At 37.6% G+C, this 17,949-nt stretch carries 14 protein-coding genes and 1 tRNA gene; 9 read left to right on the top strand and 6 right to left on the bottom strand.

The genetic code is table 11. The features are described from left to right. Positions 1 to 42 precede the first annotated feature (42 nt). The 5 genes from B4F31_RS08010 to B4F31_RS07990 form a co-directional block, all read right to left on the bottom strand. Complete coding sequence (locus B4F31_RS08010) at positions 43 to 507, bottom strand: cupin domain-containing protein (RefSeq protein ID WP_075325136.1); 465 nt, start codon at positions 505 to 507, stop codon at positions 43 to 45. A gap of 152 nt (positions 508 to 659) precedes the next feature. Next, positions 660 to 4,133: an efflux RND transporter permease subunit gene (locus B4F31_RS08005; protein ID WP_075325135.1), complete on the bottom strand. Its 3,474-nt coding sequence runs from the start codon at positions 4,131 to 4,133 to the stop codon at positions 660 to 662. 6 nt (positions 4,134 to 4,139) lie between these two features. Further along, positions 4,140 to 5,312 (bottom strand): efflux RND transporter periplasmic adaptor subunit, encoded by a 1,173-nt coding sequence (locus tag B4F31_RS08000; protein ID WP_075327866.1) that lies wholly within the window; start codon positions 5,310 to 5,312, stop codon positions 4,140 to 4,142. A 22-nt stretch (positions 5,313 to 5,334) separates the two neighbouring features. Continuing rightward, positions 5,335 to 6,690, bottom strand: a complete 1,356-nt coding sequence (locus tag B4F31_RS07995) for a TolC family protein (protein ID WP_075325134.1) — start codon at positions 6,688 to 6,690, stop codon at positions 5,335 to 5,337. Continuing rightward, entirely contained in the window at positions 6,680 to 7,318 is a 639-nt protein-coding gene (locus B4F31_RS07990) for a TetR/AcrR family transcriptional regulator (protein WP_286761030.1), read from the bottom strand. Before B4F31_RS07990 ends, B4F31_RS07995 begins: the two co-directional genes overlap by 11 nt. Before the next feature lie 119 nt (positions 7,319 to 7,437). On the opposite strand from B4F31_RS07990, the gene B4F31_RS07985 reads away from it, so the two are divergent. The 3 genes from B4F31_RS07985 (at position 7,438) to odhB (ending at position 12,740) form a co-directional block, all read left to right on the top strand. After that, a complete protein-coding gene (locus tag B4F31_RS07985) occupies positions 7,438 to 8,412 on the top strand; it encodes a polyprenyl synthetase family protein (protein ID WP_075325133.1) in 975 nt (324 codons plus the stop codon). 217 nt (positions 8,413 to 8,629) lie between these two features. Further along, entirely contained in the window at positions 8,630 to 11,398 is a 2,769-nt protein-coding gene (locus B4F31_RS07980) for a 2-oxoglutarate dehydrogenase E1 component (RefSeq protein ID WP_286761029.1), read from the top strand. A gap of 64 nt (positions 11,399 to 11,462) precedes the next feature. Further along, on the top strand, positions 11,463 to 12,740 hold the full coding sequence (gene odhB / locus B4F31_RS07975; protein ID WP_075325131.1) for a 2-oxoglutarate dehydrogenase complex dihydrolipoyllysine-residue succinyltransferase: 1,278 nt from the start codon (positions 11,463 to 11,465) through the stop codon (positions 12,738 to 12,740). A gap of 252 nt (positions 12,741 to 12,992) precedes the next feature. Here the strand turns inward: odhB and B4F31_RS07970 are convergent, their stop codons facing one another. Beyond that, complete coding sequence (locus tag B4F31_RS07970; protein WP_075325130.1) at positions 12,993 to 13,430, bottom strand: retropepsin-like aspartic protease; 438 nt, start codon at positions 13,428 to 13,430, stop codon at positions 12,993 to 12,995. A gap of 52 nt (positions 13,431 to 13,482) precedes the next feature. On the opposite strand from B4F31_RS07970, the gene B4F31_RS07965 reads away from it, so the two are divergent. From B4F31_RS07965 to B4F31_RS07940, 6 genes are all read left to right on the top strand, one after another. Further along, positions 13,483 to 14,250, top strand: a complete 768-nt coding sequence (locus B4F31_RS07965) for a TatD family hydrolase (protein ID WP_177195731.1) — start codon at positions 13,483 to 13,485, stop codon at positions 14,248 to 14,250. Positions 14,251 to 14,300: 50 nt separating this feature from the next. Next, complete coding sequence (locus B4F31_RS07960) at positions 14,301 to 15,443, top strand: 1-acyl-sn-glycerol-3-phosphate acyltransferase (RefSeq protein ID WP_093306452.1); 1,143 nt, start codon at positions 14,301 to 14,303, stop codon at positions 15,441 to 15,443. Then, entirely contained in the window at positions 15,427 to 16,455 is a 1,029-nt protein-coding gene (locus B4F31_RS07955; RefSeq protein WP_075325127.1) for an asparaginase, read from the top strand. Before B4F31_RS07960 ends, B4F31_RS07955 begins: the two co-directional genes overlap by 17 nt. A 72-nt stretch (positions 16,456 to 16,527) precedes the next feature. Then, positions 16,528 to 16,615: transfer RNA gene (locus B4F31_RS07950), tRNA-Ser, on the top strand. A 78-nt stretch (positions 16,616 to 16,693) separates the two neighbouring features. Next, entirely contained in the window at positions 16,694 to 17,497 is an 804-nt protein-coding gene (locus B4F31_RS07945; protein WP_075325126.1) for a MotA/TolQ/ExbB proton channel family protein, read from the top strand. A gap of 14 nt (positions 17,498 to 17,511) precedes the next feature. Further along, positions 17,512 to 17,949 carry a hypothetical protein gene (locus B4F31_RS07940; RefSeq protein ID WP_075325125.1) on the top strand — a complete coding sequence of 146 codons (438 nt, stop codon included), beginning with the start codon at positions 17,512 to 17,514 and terminating at the stop codon, positions 17,947 to 17,949.

The following is a 17,949-nucleotide window of genomic DNA, read 5'->3' as shown; positions in this document are numbered from 1 at the left end:
GCCTTTTCAGACAGCCTCTTTTTTGTTTGACTAAAGTTATTTTTAATCTTTCTCTACCGGCATTGCATCTATAGGATCTTCAAAGGCGATAAAAAGCACGCACGGCGCATCGCCACATTTTGCTGAATGAGGCTTATTAGCCGGGCCATAGGCATACGAACCTTCTTTTAAAGTTTGCGTTTTCTCTCCTTCATATGTTACTTCCATTTGGCCCGAGACAAGAATCATCCTTTCGGGAGACGTATGGGTGTGCATTGGAATATTGGCACTGGCAGGAACTTTAAAAAAGATATCTGCATTTTTTTCAGCGGGATTTCCGTGTAGCACTGCAATATTACACCCATCGGGCATAAAATCTGGGCAGGCACCCCATTCCAAATTCGAATCATTTTCTGTAAATGAAACTGAATTTTCAGTTGTTTCCTGGGCAAAAACTCCGCAAGAAAGAAAGTACATTATCAAAATGACGAAACTCTTTAATTGGTAATTCTGACTATTGATTTTCATAATTTCCTGTTTTTATTGATTAAAACGCTTCTAAAAACAATAGAAGAGTACATTTACCTTTTTAAGATAATTTTTAAACAATACACCAGAAATAAGGGCAATCCTGTAAATATGTAAAAACCCCGAAGTTTCTGCTTCGGGGTTTTCAGTTTTTAAGCTTTTGCTTCCAGTTTTCGTTGTTTTCGCTCCTGGCGCTTATCAGCGGTTTTAACCTTGGCTCTGTTTACCAGGTAAAACATCACGGGAACTACAACCAGTGTAAGGAAGGTGGCAAACACCAACCCAAAGATCACCGTCCAGGCCAGTGGCCCCCAGAAGATCACGTTGTCACCACCAATAAATACTTTTGGATCGTAATCTGTGAACAAACTAAAGAAATCTATATTCAATCCTACTGCCAACGGAATTAAACCAAGTACGGTAGTAATTGCGGTAAGTAATACAGGTCGCAACCTCGATTTTCCACCTCTCACAATACAGTCATAATACTGCTCACGGGTAAGTAAATCATCATCATCTAAATTCAGGTCGCGCTTTTTCCGGTCTATAAGAATTTGTGTATAGTCAATAAGTACAATAGCATTATTTACCACAATCCCCGCGAGGGAGATGATCCCCATCATCGTCATAATAATAATGAAATCCATCTGGAAAATAATAAGTCCAAGGAAAACACCCACCAAACTCAATACCACTGCCATAACAATGATAATTGGTTTAGACAGCGAGTTGAATTGTGCCACGAGAATAAGCAGGATTCCACCCATCGCGATAAGCAAAGCTTTAAGTAGAAAAGCCATGTTCTCTTCCTGTTCTTCCTGCTCACCTGTAAATTCCAGGGTGATATCTTTTGGAAGATCATAACTTCTAAGCGCTGTTTTTAACTGGCCCACAATCTCGTTGCCATTATAACCCTGAAGCACGTTTGAGTAGAGGGTTATTACCCTTTTCAGATCTTTTCTTTTAATAGAACTAAAGGAAGAGGCAGATTCTGTAGTAACCAAAGAAGAAATTGGCACCTGAATTATTTCTCCCGTGTTCTGATCTTTAAAGGTAATTGGCTGGTTGAATAATACGTTTTCATCATAACGATATTCATCAGCAAACCTTAAGTTTATTTCGTAATCATCATCACCTTCTTTGAATGTAGAAACCTCTTCGCCATAAATAGCCCTTCTTAAAGTTTGTCCTACTTGCGAAGTAGTCACTCCAAGCTGTCCCGCTTTTCTTCGATCTACATTTACACTTAATTCGGGTTTAGATTTGTTAACGTCTATTTTAAGTTCCTCGATTCCGGCGATACTAAGATCGTTAACGTAGGAACGTAAGTTTTCAGCCTCCAGGAGCATTTGTTCATAATCTTCACCTTTAAGCTCCATATTTATTGGATAACCCGTGGGTGGGCCGGCAGCATCTTTTTCTACCACAATAGAAGCACCGGGGAATCCCTGAACGGCTTCCCGAACTTCAGATAGAACTTCGCTACTGCTCACACCACGCCTTTCGGTAAACTCACGCATAGAAAGCGTGACCTTGGCTTTATGTGGCATTTCATTTTGTTGGCCACCATCGGTTTGAGGATTTCCTGCACCTTCACCAACCTGAGAAATGGCTGACTCTACCATAAAGTTGTAACCATCTTCATCTTCGTACTGCTTAATAGCGTCAAAAATGCGTTGCTCCACCTCTTTGGTAAGGGCGTTGGTTTTATGAATATCGGTTCCCTGAGGATATTCAATATAAGTGATAACCTGGTTTGGTTCATTTTCAGGAAAGAATAAAACCTTTGGTTGTACCAGGCCAATCAATACAAAAGAAACGAACAGTAGGAGTAAGGTTCCAAAAAACGTTAGATAAGCTTTCTTTCCGCGTAGCGCATATTTCAGGGTTTTTTCATACGCATTTTCCATTTTTTTTAGTGCCGTGTATTGAAAATACTCCACACCTTTGGAAATAAAATATTTATATACCCAAAGTAAAATAGCAGCTAAGATTAGTATATTTCCAAAAGCTCTAAGTGCCCCTGCATCTACTACAAAACCTACTATTAAGAGTAGTGCTCCAAATACTGCGAGAATAGAACTTATTTTTATAAGCCTCTTTTTTGTGAATTCTTCCTCTTCGGTTCTCATAAATTGGGAGGTAAGCATCGAGTTGATGATTAGCGCGACAAAAAGAGAAGAACCTAAAACTATAGACAAGGTAATTGGGAAAATTACCATAAAACTACCAATTATACCCGGCCAGAGTCCCAGTGGGAAAAAAGCAGCTAAAGTTGTAGCGGTTGAAGCAATAATTGGCCAGGCAATTTCACCTAAACCTTGTTTTGCAGCCTGTTTTCGCGGCATACCTTCGTCCATTAATGTATAGACGTTTTCTACCACCACAATACCATTATCCACAAGCATTCCAAGCCCCATGACCAGGGCAAAAAGTACCATGGTATTTAATGTATATCCCATACTGGAAAGAATAATATAGGAGAGGAACATAGATAAAGGAATCGCAATCCCGACAAACAATGCGTTTCTAAACCCGAGGAAGAACATTAAGACCAAAACCACCAAAATTACCCCAAAAATAATGTTGTTCACCAGGTCGTCTACCTGGCTTCGGGTGTTGGTAGAAAGGTCGTTAGTAAGGCTTATGTGTAAACTCTCCGGCAGATATTCTTTCTGCTCTTTTTTTACAATTTCTTTGATCTGGTCTACGGCTTCGATCATGTTTTTACCGGCACGTTTTTTAACGTCCAGCATCACCACCGGGTCACCATATTCCCGGGCAAAAGTGGTTGCATCTTTTTCCCTAAAATTAATTTTAGCAATATCCTGAAGGAAAATATTACCACCATCGGTTTTTACCACAACATTTTCGAGCTCGCTGGGATCTTCAATTTCCCCAACAATCCTTATGTTTTTCTGTACTCCGCTGGTAATTACATTTCCACCCGAAATTGTTCGATTTTCACCACTCACGGCATTTACAATATCTGAAAAACTAACTTTTGAAGCCGTCATTTTATAGATATCTACTGCGATTTCAACCTCCATTTCTTCAGCACCACGAATACTCGCTTCTTTTATCTGCGGAAGTAATTCTATGCGTTCCTGAAGGTATTCGGCATATTCCTTTAACTGCTGAACGGTATAATCTCCCGTTAGGTTGATGTTTAGAATAGGTTGTTCTTCGGAAATATTAAGATCGAACACATTGGGTTCTACTTTTGCGCCATTATCTAAAGTAGGCCAGGTAGTTTCGGCTTTTACCATATCTACCTTGTCTTTTACCTTGGTTTTGGCACTTTCTACTTCAACATCTTCTTCAAATTCTACAATTACCAGGGAGTAATCCTGGAAAGTAGAAGAAGAAATCTCTTTTACTCCCGCAACATCATTAAACTCTTCTTCGAGCGGTTCGGTGATGAATTTCTCTACGTCTTCGGCAGAGTTCCCGGGGTTAATTGAGCTAACATAAATTTTGGTTTCCACAACCTCGGGAAAGGTTTCCCTTGGCATATTGTAGTACGACATGAGCCCGCCAATCATAATAATGGCGATAATTACATATACCGTCATTTTATTATTGATGGCCCAGGACGAAAGCTTAAATTCTTTATCTAAATTCATTGCAGCTTAGTTTCTTATTTTAATTTCCTGACCATCTCTAAGGTTTTTTGCACCTTCCACAATCAGGGTTTCACCTGTTTCTAATCCGTTGGTTATTTCTACTTTATTATTATAGGAATATCCTGTTTCTACAATCTTTCTTTTTGCAGTACCAATATTTTCTTCTCCTTCTTTTTCCTGAAGCGTGAATACCACACTTTCTCCTTGCGAATTTTTAAGCAAAGCATTCTCTGGAATTACGATGGCGTTTTCTGCAGTATAATCGTTTAATCTAATGGTTGCGATTTGATTTGGTTTTATCATCCCGTTTTCATTGGGAACTGCAACCTGAATACTGAACGAACGGTTGTTAGGGTTAATAGTGTTTCCAACCCTTCTAATTTCACCTTCAAATTCACGATCCAGGGAACTAATTTCTACAATTACCTCGGTACCTTTTCCCACAGTATTTAGATAATTTTCTGGTACAGCAGCTTCTACATACATATTCTTTAGGCTTACTAAACGGAATAACTGACTTTGTCCAGGGCTTACAACTTCGCCCTGCTCGGTAAGTACTTCGTCTATAATACCGCTAAAAGGTGCTCTTACAATAGTTTTATCCAGCTGTGACTGTAATCTTTTTACTGAATTCTGCATAGATTCGTAATTGGTTTTAGCTTCTAAATACTGCATTTCAGATCCAATATTTTGTTCCCATAAACGCTTCTGGCGTTCAAAAGTGGTTTTGGCTAAAGTTGCCTGGGTTTCCAATTGAGCCAATTCGCTTGAAAGTCCGCCGTCATCAATTTTAGCAAGTACCTGTCCCTTATTTACCTGTTGGCCTTCTTCTACCCGAAGATCTTGCAGAATTCCTGAAAATTCAGAATAAATTACAATGTTCTCATCGGTAGCTACATCTCCCTGTACTTCGGCGTAATGCTTAAATAAAGTATCGCTAATTTGTTGAATTTCTACCAGGTCTAAACGCCGGGTTTTATCTAAACGGTCTATAGCCTGATCCAGTTTGTCTAACTTTTGAGTAAGATCACTTTGTTGCTGACTTAATTCAGATTTCTTGGCTCTAATTTCAGCAAGATCTTCATTTTCTATAATTTCTTCTACAGATTTTCCTTCCTCATTGCTTCCGCAGGAAAGCAATAGAAGTGGAATACTTAATAAAACAGCTAACTTTTTCATTCTTAATATTTGATGGGTATATTTAATCTTCATTGTTATATTTTCTGGTATCCAATAGATTTTCTAATTCTACCTTGGCAGTTATTACATCCAGCATGGATTGCAAAAAGTCTTGCTGCGCCTGGTAAAGTTGGCGTTGTGCTTCGCTAAGCTCAAAACTGCTGGCAATTCCTTCAAAAAATTTAATTTGATTTTTATTTTCTATCCTTTCGGCCAATTCAAGGTTTTTCTTTTGGGCCTGGTAGTTCTCAAGGCTAAATTCGTAATCACTTTTAGCTGAATTTATTTGGCGTTTTACTTCATTTTCAGTTTGTTCCAGTTCTACCATTGCCTGTTCGTAGGCAATTTGTTTTTGCTGAGTTCTGGAGTTTCGCATACCGCTGCTAAAAATGGGAATATTTAAACTCACCCCTAAAATAGATTGGCCAAAATATTCCTGGTCCTCATCAAAAAAGGTAAACTCCTGGCTAAAGCCCTGAACTCCATAATTTAGAAATCCGCTTAAAGAAGGCAGCGCTTTAGATTTTTCTAATTTCACTTCTATTTCCCGGGAATCGGCAGTATTGGCGGCAATACGATAATCTATATTTTCTTCTACCGGAATTTCTTCCTGTAAAAGTTCCAAATCAAAATATTGCATTGCTAAAGTGTCTAATTCTTCGGTTAGATTCACAGGTATTTCTACCGGAATCCCGAGTGTTAGATTAAACATTTCGTAAGCGATGTCTCGCATCCGTTTACTTCTGCTTAAGTTATTTTTTAAATTAAGCAATGTGATTTCCAGCTGTTCTACATCTTCCTGTTCGGCGAGCCCATTTTTATAGATCTCGTTGGTTTCATCGTAATTCTTCTGAACGTTTTCCACGTTTTTTTGAAGAATAGCTACGTTTTCTTCCGCCAGTAAAACATTTCCGTAGGCATTAATTACTGCTTTCTTTATTTCGAGATCGGTTTTTGTTTTCGCATTTTCAGAAATTTGAAGCAAAGTTTTGGCCGATTGAATTCCTACAATATAAGAACCGTCAAAAATTAACTGGTTCCAGGTGGCAGTGGCGTTTACGTTGTGCTTTGTGCCAAAAGTAACGGGGATAAATTCGCCGCGTTCTCCTCCTGCAATTTCGGCGGGAAGTAATTGTACGGGTAGTTTTAAATTGTTTTGGTAATCGCCGGTGGCACTTACCTGGGGTAATCCCTGGGCAATAATTTCCCATTTTTGCTTCAGGGCAATTTCAACATCTTTTTGCGCGTTTATTGAAGAATAATTATTCTCCAGGCCAAACTGTATAGCTTCTTCCAGTGAAAAACTGTAATCTTCCGGAGTTTCCTGAGCTATGCTGCTTAGCGAAATCAGTAAAATTAGCAGGTATCTAAATTTCATTTTTTTGCTTATTAGTTTTAATTAATTCTTCCAGGGTATTTAAACCTTTCTGTGTGCAAATGGAGTTGAGGTGGTATCTTAAAAAATAGTCCATCAATTTTGCATTGCTGTATTCGTCTTCTGGGAAGAGGTTTTTATCTTTTATACCCAGCATTCCCACAAAGTAAATTCTGCTTACAAAAGATATAGGAATGTCGCCCTTGTAATGACCGGTAGTAATGCCTCGTTCCAGGTTGTCTATTACAATACGCTGTACAATTTCAAATTGTTTGTCCCTTAGCGGATAATAGACCTCGGGATAATACTTTTTTAGCTGAAATTGAGGGGAACTCTTTTCATTTTTCAGCATTTGCATGGCATACTTTTTCATCTCATAAGATTCTACAATAGGATTTAATTTTTTAGCGCTAAGAATGCTAATTCCCTGCTCAATTTCTTTAATTAAATACTCTACTGTAGCCTTCACTAACTTGGTTTTTGTGCTAAAATGTGCATAAATGGTTTTCTTTGAGATAGCCATTTGTTGCGCAATGTCATCCATCGTTACACTTTTAAAACCGAGTCTTAGAAAGAGGTCTGCTGCATTTTTTAAAATATCTTCTTTCACTTTTTCTGTAATTTCGTGCAAAACTAAAGCAAGGAAACTTAAAAAACAACAAAAGTTTCCTTAGTTTTTAGTAATTTAACTTCTCTTATAGAATTTGAAGTACGCTCAATTATGTATTTTAGCCGGAAAATTTTTTTGGTATGAAGTCTGTTGCTGAATATAGAGAAGCTTTCCAGGAGTATTTAGATCTTAAAATGCAGGTAAGAAAGCCTGAAAATCTTTACGAACCTATGAAGTATATTCTGGGTTTGGGGGGTAAACGCTTAAGGCCTGTTTTGGTACTTATGGCCACCGATATTTTTGAGGCAGACTATAGAAAGGCATTAGATGCCGCACTTGCCATAGAGGTTTTTCATAATTTCTCTTTGGTTCATGATGATATTATGGACGATGCGCCTTTAAGACGTGGCCAGGAAACTGTTCACGAACGCTGGGATATAAATACCGGAATTCTTTCTGGCGATGCCATGCTTATAAATGCGTATCAGCTTTTTGAAAATTATGAAGGCGAAACTTTTAAAGAATTAGCGCGTTTATTTACCAAAACAGCTATTCAGGTTTGTGAAGGCCAGCAATATGACATAGATTTTGAAACCCGGGATGATGTTGCCATAGAGGATTATATAAGAATGATAGAATTTAAAACCGCGGTTCTGGTTGGGGCTTCCTTGCAAATGGGAGCCATAGTGGCCGGCACTTCTACGCAATGTAAAGAAGCGGTTTACGAATTTGGACGCTTGTTGGGAATTGCATTTCAGCTTCAGGACGATTATTTAGATGCTTTTGGAGATCCAGAGACATTTGGAAAACAACCCGGTGGTGATATTATTGAAAACAAGAAAACCTTCCTTTATTTAACAGCTCTGGAAACTTCCGGAGCAAGTGAAGCCCAGCAGTTGGAGCATTTATACACGATTAATCCGGCAGAAACTTCAGGAAAAATAGAAGCGGTTAAAAATCTTTTTGAAAGTAGTGGCGCTGCAGAATTAACGCGGCAGGAAATAGAAAAATATACCAATAAAGCTTTTGATGTTTTAGATAAAATTGAAATTGCTGAAGAGAAAAAAATTCCGTTAAGACAATTCGGGGAAATGCTTATGAATCGTAAGGTCTAATTTACGGCAAAATCCCGATTGAGAGATTCTTAATTTTTAGGCGGTTACACCTAATGTATTTGCAAACAATAAACAATTTTGGGGACATCCTGAAGTTTCTACTATGTTAAACTTCTTATAATTCATAAGATAAATATATAGTTTGCTACCCCCTGTTTTTGCTAAAAATTGTATTTTTGCTGTGTTTTACACTCAAAAGAAACATTAGTTTCAAATTATGGATAGATTTTCATTTTTAAATGCTGCACATACGGCATATTTCGCCGAACTTTACGATCAATATCTTCAGTACCCCGATAGTGTAGAGCCCAGTTGGAGGGCTTTTTTTCAAGGTTTTGACTTTGGAATGCAACAAAACGGAGTTTCTGCGGAAACTATGGAAGAAGCTCCAGTAGATTTCCAGGAAGGAGAAATTCCCGAACACGTTACAAAAGAATTTAAGGTAATTAGACTTATAGATGGTTACCGAACCCGCGGCCATTTGTTTACCAAAACAAACCCGGTAAGAGAGCGCCGCAAATATCGCCCAACCTTAGGTATTGAGAATTTTGGCCTGGAAGAAAGCGATTTGGATACTAAATTTAATGCCGGGGAGATGCTTGGCATCGGGCCCAGCACGCTTCGGGATATAATAAAACATCTTGAAAAAGTTTATTGTGAATCTATCGGGATAGAATATATGTTTATTCGGAAACCTGAAGAAATTCAATGGATTCAGGATAAGCTGAATAAGAATGAGAATCATCCTAACTTTAGTGATGAGGAAAAAAAGAAAATCCTGAAGAAGTTAAATCAGGCCGTTTCCTTTGAATCATTTTTACATAGAAAATATGTAGGTCAAAAACGTTTCTCGCTAGAAGGTGGAGAAAGTTTAATCCCGGCCTTAGATGCGCTTATTGAAAAAGCAGCAGATTATGGGGTAAAAGATTTTGTAATGGGTATGGCCCACCGTGGGCGTTTAAATACCCTTACTAATATATTCGGAAAAAGCGCTAAAGATATTTTTAGCGAATTTGACGGAAAAGATTATGAGCAGGATATCTTTGATGGAGACGTAAAATATCACCTGGGCTGGACTTCCTGTAGACTTACAGATAATGGAAAAGGAATAAACATAAATATAGCGCCAAACCCTTCGCATCTAGAAGCGGTAGGACCTGTTGTAGAAGGTATTACAAGAGCCAAGCAAGACAGGCATTATGGTGGTGATAATATGAAAGTGCTTCCTATACTTGTGCATGGTGATGCCGCTATTGCAGGGCAGGGAGTTGTTTATGAACTTGTGCAAATGGCTAAGCTGGAAGGTTATCAAACCGGCGGAACCATTCATATTGTTGTAAATAACCAAATTGGATTTACCACAAACTACCTTGATGCGCGATCGTCAACCTATTGTACCGATGTTGGGAAAGTAACGCTTTCTCCAGTATTGCACGTTAATGCTGATGATGCTGAAGCTGTAGTTCATGCGATTTTATTTGCTTTAGATTTTAGAATGAAGTTTAAGCGTGATGTATTTATAGATTTATTAGGTTATAGAAAATACGGGCATAATGAAGGTGATGAACCTAAATTTACCCAGCCTAAATTATATAAAGCCATCGCAAAACATAAAAATGCGATGGATATTTATGCCGAAAAACTTAAATCGGCAAATATTATAGACGACGATTACCTTAAAAAGCTTGAAGAAGAGTATAAGGCAGATCTTGAAGAGAATTTAGAAGATTCCAGGAAAGAAGAAACCACCAAGATCACTCCTTTTATGTACGATGAGTGGGAAGGTTTTGATAATGTGCGTGAAGAGGAAATGATGAAGGAGTTTGATACCACCTACAAGATAAAAGATCTTGATAAAGTGGCTGAGGCGATCTCTAAATTACCCGAGGATAAGAAGTTTATGCGTAAGGTGAAAAAGATTATAGACCTGCGTAATCAACTTTATTTTGAAGATAATAAGCTGGATTGGGCTATGGCCGAGCATCTCGCTTATGGTTCTTTAATGAAAGAAGGGTATAATATTAGAATTAGCGGTCAGGATAGTGAAAGAGGTACATTCTCTCACCGTCACGCTATTGTAAAAGTAGAAGATAGTGAAGAAGAAATTATTCTTCATAATAATATAGAGGGCAGAGATGGCGATTTCTTTGTGTATAACTCCCCGCTTTCAGAATACGGCGTAATGGGGTTTGATTATGGCTATGCTATGGCAAGTCCTAAAACCCTGGTTATTTGGGAAGCCCAGTTTGGAGATTTCGTAAATGGTGCGCAAATAATGATAGATCAGTATATTTCTGCTGCAGAAGATAAGTGGAAATTACAAAACGGATTGGTGCTTTTCTTACCTCACGGTTACGAAGGCCAGGGTGCAGAACACTCTTCAGCCAGAATGGAGCGTTTTCTGCAACTTTGTGCAAAAGATAATATGTATGTGGCAGATGTTACTACACCGGCCAATATGTTCCATATCTTGCGTAGGCAGATGAAAGCAGGTTTTAGAAAACCATTGGTTATTTTTACTCCAAAAAGTTTGCTAAGACACTCTAAAGTAATTTCAACTAAAGAAGATTTTGCAGAGGGAAGTTTTCAGCCTGTATTAGACGATCCAAAAGCGAAAGTTAAAGGCGTAAAATCTTTAGTTTTCTGTACCGGTAAATTTTATTACGATTTATTGGAATATAAAGAAGAAAACGATCGTGACGATGTAGCCTTAGTACGTGTGGAGCAATTATTCCCGCTGCCTATTGAAAAAATGAAAGAAGCGATCAAGAAATACAAAAATGCAGATGATGTAGTATGGGCCCAGGAAGAACCAAGAAATATGGGGGCTTACGGGCATATGTTATTGCATTTTGATGAAGCTAAAAACTTTAGGGTTTGCAGTAGAAAATTTTATGGTTCTCCGGCTGCTGGAAGTTCTGTAAGATTTAAAAAGCGTCACGATAAAGTGATTGCAAGTGTTTTTGACAAAAATTTAGAAGAATAAATTAATATAGAATTTAAGGTTTTCGCTTTCGCGGAAATAACAATAAAAAATAAAAACAAAGATCATGGCCTTAGAAATGAAAGTTCCTTCTCCGGGAGAATCTATAACCGAAGTTGAAATAGCCGAATGGTTAGTTGAAGACGGCGACTACGTAGAAAAAGATCAGCCAATTGCAGAAGTAGATAGCGATAAAGCTACACTGGAACTTCCGGCTGAAGCCAGCGGTATTATCACGCTCAAAGCCGAGGAAGGTGATGCTGTGGCTGTAGGAGAAGTGGTGTGTCTAATCGATACCGAAGCTGAAAAGCCTGGTGGAGGTGATGATAAAAAGGAATCTAAAGAAGATAAAGAAGAGTCTAAAGATGATTCTTCAGATAAAAAGGAAAAAGAAGATAAGGATAAGGCCGAGGCTAAAACCCAGGAACCTTCTAAATCTTCAACACCTTCTCAAAAACAGGATTCTCATGCAAAAGGTAGTCCGTCTCCTGCTGCTAAAAAAATCCTTGACGAAAAAGGCGTTGATGCTAAGGATGTAGAAGGAAGTGGAAAAGATGGCCGAATAACTAAAGAAGATGCTGTACAGGCAAAAGCTTCTATGGGAAGCCCGGGTAAAGGAAAACGCGGGGAGTCTAAGAAGAAAATGTCTATGTTGCGTAGAAAGGTAGCTTCTCGATTGGTTTCAGTTAAAAATGATACCGCGATGCTTACTACTTTTAACGAAGTAGATATGCAGCCTATCTTCAACTTAAGAAAGAAATACAAAGAGGAATTTAAAGATAAGCACGGCGTAAGTCTTGGCTTTATGTCTTTCTTTACATTGGCCGTGGTTCGTGCACTAGATCAATATCCAGGTGTGAATTCTATGATAGATGGCGATCACCAGGTAAGTTTTGATTATAAAGATATTAGTATAGCGGTTTCTGGTCCAAAAGGTTTAATGGTGCCGGTAATAAGAAATGCTGAAAATCTTAGTTTTAGAGGAGTAGAAGATGAGGTAAAACGTTTAGCTACTAAAGCCCGTGACGGGAAAATTACCGTAGATGAAATGACCGGTGGTACTTTTACTATTACAAATGGTGGAGTATTTGGTTCTATGCTTTCTACTCCAATTATTAATCCGCCGCAAAGTGCAATTTTAGGAATGCACAACATTGTAGAACGTCCTGTGGCTATAGATGGTCACGTAGAAATTCGTCCTATTATGTATGTAGCCCTTTCTTACGATCATAGAATAATTGATGGAAAAGAATCTGTAGGTTTCCTTGTAGCAATTAAAGAAGCTATAGAAAACCCTGAAGAATTATTGATGGATAACGATGTAAAAAGAGCCCTGGAGCTTTAAGCATTAGAATACATATAAAACAAAAAAGGCAGCCACACGGCTGCCTTTTCAATTTTTAAATAATAAATTAAAACAAAAATAAATTTAAGATGTTTAAAAATAAAACGCATACCACGAAGATGCTTAATATAATATAAAGGAGTTGGTCGCGAAGTTTATTTTTAGACACTACAGGCATTGCTAACATTAATTTAATCAAACTTAGCTAACAGGCGTTCGCGAATCAAGGGGATAATTCCCCTTTATAAAATTCTATTTTAAATAAAGAGAAGGTGTTTTATAGTCTATTACAGCCTTCCCTTTCTTTAAAATATCGGCACCAATAATACCGTGAACTTTTTCGGCTTCGTGATTAATAAGAGCTTCGTTAACATGCCTTAAATCAAATAGCACCAGGTCTACTTTTTTCTTTTTCCAACCTTTTATTTCAATTCGGTTTTTTTGGGCAATTTGTGTGAGCATATTGGTGGCACCTGCACCCGCAGCTTTAATATCACTATCTTCGGCAAGAAGTTTAAAATGTTCTACCGCTTCCAGGCCTACACAAGTGCTGGAAGCTCCTGTATCCAGGATAAAGTTTCCTTCAATATTATTAATTTTGGCTACCAATTCCAGGTGTTGGGTTTTGGTGTATTTCAGTTTTATGCGTTTAAAACCTTTTTCTTTTAGGAATTTTTTTAAAGATGACATTCTTTATGTTTTTCGCAAAGATAGGTCTTCAAAATAAATTATTTTTGCTTTTATGATTTTAACCGATACGCACATACATCTTTATAGCGAAGATTACGAAAAAGACCGTGACGAACTTATAGAAAACGCCTTTCAGCAAAATATTGAACGGTTTTTTCTTCCGGCCATAGATTCTGAAACTACCGAGGCTATGTACGAGTTGGAAGCCAGGTATCCAGAAAATGTTTTTTTAATGATGGGCTTGCATCCAACCCACGTGCAGGAGAATTATGAAGAGGAATTAATACATGTAGAAGAGCAGTTTGAAAGAAGAAGGTTTTATGCCGTAGGTGAGATAGGGATAGATTTGCATTGGGATAAAAGTACACTGGCAATTCAACAGGAAGCTTTTAGAAGGCAAATAAAACTCGCTAAAAAATACAAGCTTCCCATAGTAATTCACTGTAGGAAGGCTTTTGATGAGATTTTTGATATTTTAGAAGAAGAAAAAAGCGACGATCTTTTTGGGATTTTTCATTGTTTTACCGGAAACCTGGAGCAGGCGAAACGCGCTCTTTCTTATAACCTGAAACTCGGAATTGGCGGGGTAGTTACCTTTAAAAATGGAAAAATAGATAAATTTCTGAATGAAATTCCACTTAAAGAAATCGTTTTGGAGACCGATGGGCCGTATTTGTCCCCAACGCCTTTCCGTGGAAGGCGTAACGAACCTGAATATCTTATAAAAGTAGCAGAAAAACTTGCTGAAATATATGAAAAACCACTAGCCGAAATTGCTGAAATAACTACTCAGAATTCAAAAGATATATTTGGGATATAAAGGAGGTTAAAATTAAAATTTGTTCATTTGCCTAGCTAACACAATTTTGCGTGAAAGAATTTGAAGACATAAGGTTTTACAACGAGAATGAGGTGCAACCTGCCTTGCAGGAGCACATGAGACATCCCATGTTTAAAACACTGTTGCAGTTTACGTTTCCTGAGAAAAGTTCAGGGGAAATTGCTGCAATTATAGGAGAATGCCATTCTATTAGGGATTTTCAAACTAAAGTAATTTATAATTCGGTATTAAAAGTTATTGAAAAAAGTACGGAAGGACTTACTTACAATGGTTTTGAAAAATTAGACAGCGATCAACCTTATTTTTATATATCCAATCATCGCGACATTATTCTGGATACTTCCTTGCTGAATACTTCTTTGTATGAGCAGGATCTTATTATGACGGCTTCAGCTATTGGAGATAATCTGGTACAAAAGCCTTTTCTCATGGCCCTATCCCGCTTAAACAGGAATTTCCTGGTAAAACGCGGACTTAGCCCCAGGGAAATGCTTAAAAGTTCCATGGTACTTTCAGAATATATAAAGCAGTTGCTCCTGGAAGAAGGTAGATCGGTTTGGATGGCGCAGCGAGAGGGTAGAACCAAAGATGGCAGCGATTACACTCAACAAGGAGTATTAAAAATGCTTGCTATGGCTAAAGGCAAAAAAAGCCTGGCCGAGTATTTTGCCGAACTAAAAATTGTTCCGGTAGCGATTTCTTATGAATTTGATCCTACCGATATTTTAAAAATGCCCGAACTTCTTGCCAAACGAATGAAAGAAGAATATGTAAAATCGGCTAACGAAGATTTTAATTCTATTATGCAAGGTGCTCTTGGCAATAAAGGGCGTATTCATATAAGTGCTGGAAAAGTGCTTGGTAAAGAAGTTTTTGAAAAGATTGAAAATGAACATTCTTCTTTAAATGCACAGCTTAAAGCCGTGGCATCTAAAGTAGATGAACATATCTATAAAAATTACAAATTGTGGCCGGCAAATTATATTGCTTTCGATTTGTTGAAGAATTCAGGAACTTACGCTGAAAAATATTCAGATAAAGAAAAAAGGCAGTTTGAGCGCCGACTTAGCCGAAGGGTAGATGTAAAAAATTCCCTGGAACTAAACAGTTATTTATTAATGTATGCAAATCCTGTAATAAATAAAGAAGCGCTATATGAAGAAAAGAGCTAAAATCTTACTTATTTATACCGGGGGGACCATTGGTATGATTAAGGATTATGATTCTGGAGCCCTTAAAGCCTTTAATTTTGATGAATTACTACAAAATATTCCAGAGCTTAAAATTCTGGAGCACGAAATAGACACCCTAAGTTTTGACGATCCTATAGATTCCTCTAATATGAATGTGGAATGCTGGGTGAAAGTTGCCAATACAATTAATGAAAACTTTGAAACCTACGATGGTTTTGTGGTATTGCATGGCAGCGATACTATGTCTTACACAGCATCCGCGCTTAGTTTTATGTTTGAGAATTTAACCAAACCCATTATTTTTACCGGGTCACAATTACCTATTGGAGATTTAAGAACAGACGCTAAAGAAAATCTTATTACCAGTATTCAAATTGCCGGTTTACAGAAGAATGGAAAACCGGTTATTTCTGAAGTTGGGCTTTATTTTGAATATAAATTATATCGCGCCAATAGAACTACAAAGATTAATGCCGAACATTTTCAGGCTTTTGCTTCGTTAAATCATCATCCCTTAGCTGAATCTGGTGTATATCTTTCTGTTAATTACAATGCTTTATGGCGTCCAAATCGCCGACAAAAAACAAAATTGCACACAGGATTTAATAATGAAGTGCTTATTTTAAAGATTTTTCCGGGGATAAATGCAAAAACCGTAGAATATATGTTGTCAAAACCCGGTCTAAAAGGAGTGGTTTTGGAAACTTACGGAAGCGGAAATGCCCCCAGTGATGAGTGGTTTCTGGATATTCTAAAAAGAAAAATTTCTGAAGGATTATTCGTAGTAAATGTTACCCAATGTATTGGAGGAAGCGTAGTTATGGGTCAGTACGAAACCAGTGTTCAACTTAAAAAAATAGGGGTGGTATCTGGCAAAGATATTAGTACTGAAGCTGCGGTTGCAAAATTAATGTATCTTTTAGGAAAAGAATTGTCTCCTAAAGTGTTTAAAACTATCTTTGAAACTTCTCTTAGAGGGGAAATGTCATAAAATTAACGGCAGATGCTTGACGAAGTATATTTTTTTTCGTTATTTGGCGCACCGTTTAGAAAACGTTAAGAAAGAGAGGTGGCCGAGTGGTCGAAGGCGCACGCCTGGAAAGTGTGTATACGCCACAAGCGTATCGAGGGTTCGAATCCCTTCCTCTCTGCAATAATTATTATATTTTTATTAAAAATTTATTTTTATATCTTTAACCCTTTAACTAATTAAATTAAGACAAACAGTAATGAAAAGATTATTTTCTATTTTGGTAATCGCCGCGGTGATGGTACTTGGAGCCGGAAACCTTAATGCGGCCAATAATGTTAACACATTACCTGGTACAATTGTAAACTTTGTACAAGATGAAGAGGCTGCAGCTGCCGCAGATGAGGCAGAGGAAGAAACTCTTGGTTTTCATCAGGAACTTAAAAAACGATTTATAGAAGGTGGTCCTGCATTTATGGGGATTGTTCTTTTATGTTTAATTCTTGGTTTGGCTGTTGCCATAGAGAGAATTATCTTTTTAAACCTTTCTACAACTAACACCAAAAAATTGGCTAGAGATGTAGAAGACGCTTTAAATAGTGGTGGTGTAGAGTCTGCTAAGGAAGTTTGTAGAAATACAAAAGGACCTGTTGCTTCTATCTACTATCAGGGTCTTGACCGTGCAGACGAAAGTATTGACGCGGCAGAAAAAGCTGTTGTAGCTTACGGTGGAGTACAAATGGGACAGTTAGAGAAAAACGTTTCCTGGTTGTCTTTATTTATCGCTATTGCTCCTATGCTTGGTTTCATGGGTACTGTAATTGGTATGATTACCGCCTTCGATAGAATTGAAGCTGCTGGTGATATGCAACCATCTCTTGTTGCCGGAGGTATTAAAGTGGCACTTCTTACAACCGTATTTGGTTTGATCGTGGCTATTATTCTTCAAATATTTTATAACTATATTATCGCTAAAATAGATAGTATTGTAAACGATATGGAAGATGCATCTATCACTCTTATCGATATGTTGGTAGCTTACAAAAACAAAAAAAGAATCTAAGACCAGATTAAATTATGACTTTACATAAAATATTAAAATATGTATCTATCGTATTAGGCGTTGTAGGTCTTATCCTTTTGGGAAGGATCCTTGCCGAAGACGGTGATGCTATAGAGGCCTCGGCCGATTTACAGAATAGTCTGCTTACACCAATAATGTATTTGTCTTATTTCGTGTTACTGGTTGTTCTTGTATTGGTTGCAATCTTTGTGATAAAAGGTCTGTTTAAAGGAAATATTAAAAACACACTTATCGCTGTTGGTGCATTTATTGCAGTTATTGTAATTGCATACCTTGTAACCGATGGAACTCAAATGACGCTTAAAGATGGAGATATACTCTCTGCTAATGCGGCACATTGGATAAGTGCAGGTTTAGTAACATTCTATATCCTTGCTGGAATTGCAATTTTAGCAATGGTTATTTCAGGAGTTAAAAAATTAACTAAATAA

Source organism: Salegentibacter sp. UBA1130 (genome assembly GCF_002311535.1).
Taxonomy (GTDB): Bacteria; Bacteroidota; Bacteroidia; order Flavobacteriales; family Flavobacteriaceae; genus Salegentibacter; species Salegentibacter agarivorans.
The sequence above is the reverse complement of the archived record's forward strand: the minus strand, read 5'-3'. Positions and strand labels throughout refer to the sequence as shown.

Excerpts from the sequence above, each read along its gene's own strand:
- B4F31_RS08010 (WP_075325136.1), bottom strand. The coding sequence starts at position 507 with ATGAAAATCAATAGTCAGAATTACCAATTAAAGAGTTTCGTCATTTTG.
- B4F31_RS08005 (WP_075325135.1), bottom strand. The coding sequence starts at position 4,133 with ATGAATTTAGATAAAGAATTTAAGCTTTCGTCCTGGGCCATCAATAAT.
- B4F31_RS08000 (WP_075327866.1), bottom strand. The coding sequence starts at position 5,312 with ATGAAAAAGTTAGCTGTTTTATTAAGTATTCCACTTCTATTGCTTTCC.
- B4F31_RS07995 (WP_075325134.1), bottom strand. The coding sequence starts at position 6,690 with ATGAAATTTAGATACCTGCTAATTTTACTGATTTCGCTAAGCAGCATA.
- B4F31_RS07985 (WP_075325133.1), top strand. The coding sequence starts at position 7,438 with ATGAAGTCTGTTGCTGAATATAGAGAAGCTTTCCAGGAGTATTTAGAT.
- B4F31_RS07980 (WP_286761029.1), top strand. The coding sequence starts at position 8,630 with ATGGATAGATTTTCATTTTTAAATGCTGCACATACGGCATATTTCGCC.
- odhB (WP_075325131.1), top strand. The coding sequence starts at position 11,463 with ATGGCCTTAGAAATGAAAGTTCCTTCTCCGGGAGAATCTATAACCGAA.
- B4F31_RS07970 (WP_075325130.1), bottom strand. The coding sequence starts at position 13,430 with ATGTCATCTTTAAAAAAATTCCTAAAAGAAAAAGGTTTTAAACGCATA.
- B4F31_RS07965 (WP_177195731.1), top strand. The coding sequence starts at position 13,483 with ATGATTTTAACCGATACGCACATACATCTTTATAGCGAAGATTACGAA.
- B4F31_RS07955 (WP_075325127.1), top strand. The coding sequence starts at position 15,427 with ATGAAGAAAAGAGCTAAAATCTTACTTATTTATACCGGGGGGACCATT.
- B4F31_RS07945 (WP_075325126.1), top strand. The coding sequence starts at position 16,694 with ATGAAAAGATTATTTTCTATTTTGGTAATCGCCGCGGTGATGGTACTT.
- B4F31_RS07940 (WP_075325125.1), top strand. The coding sequence starts at position 17,512 with ATGACTTTACATAAAATATTAAAATATGTATCTATCGTATTAGGCGTT.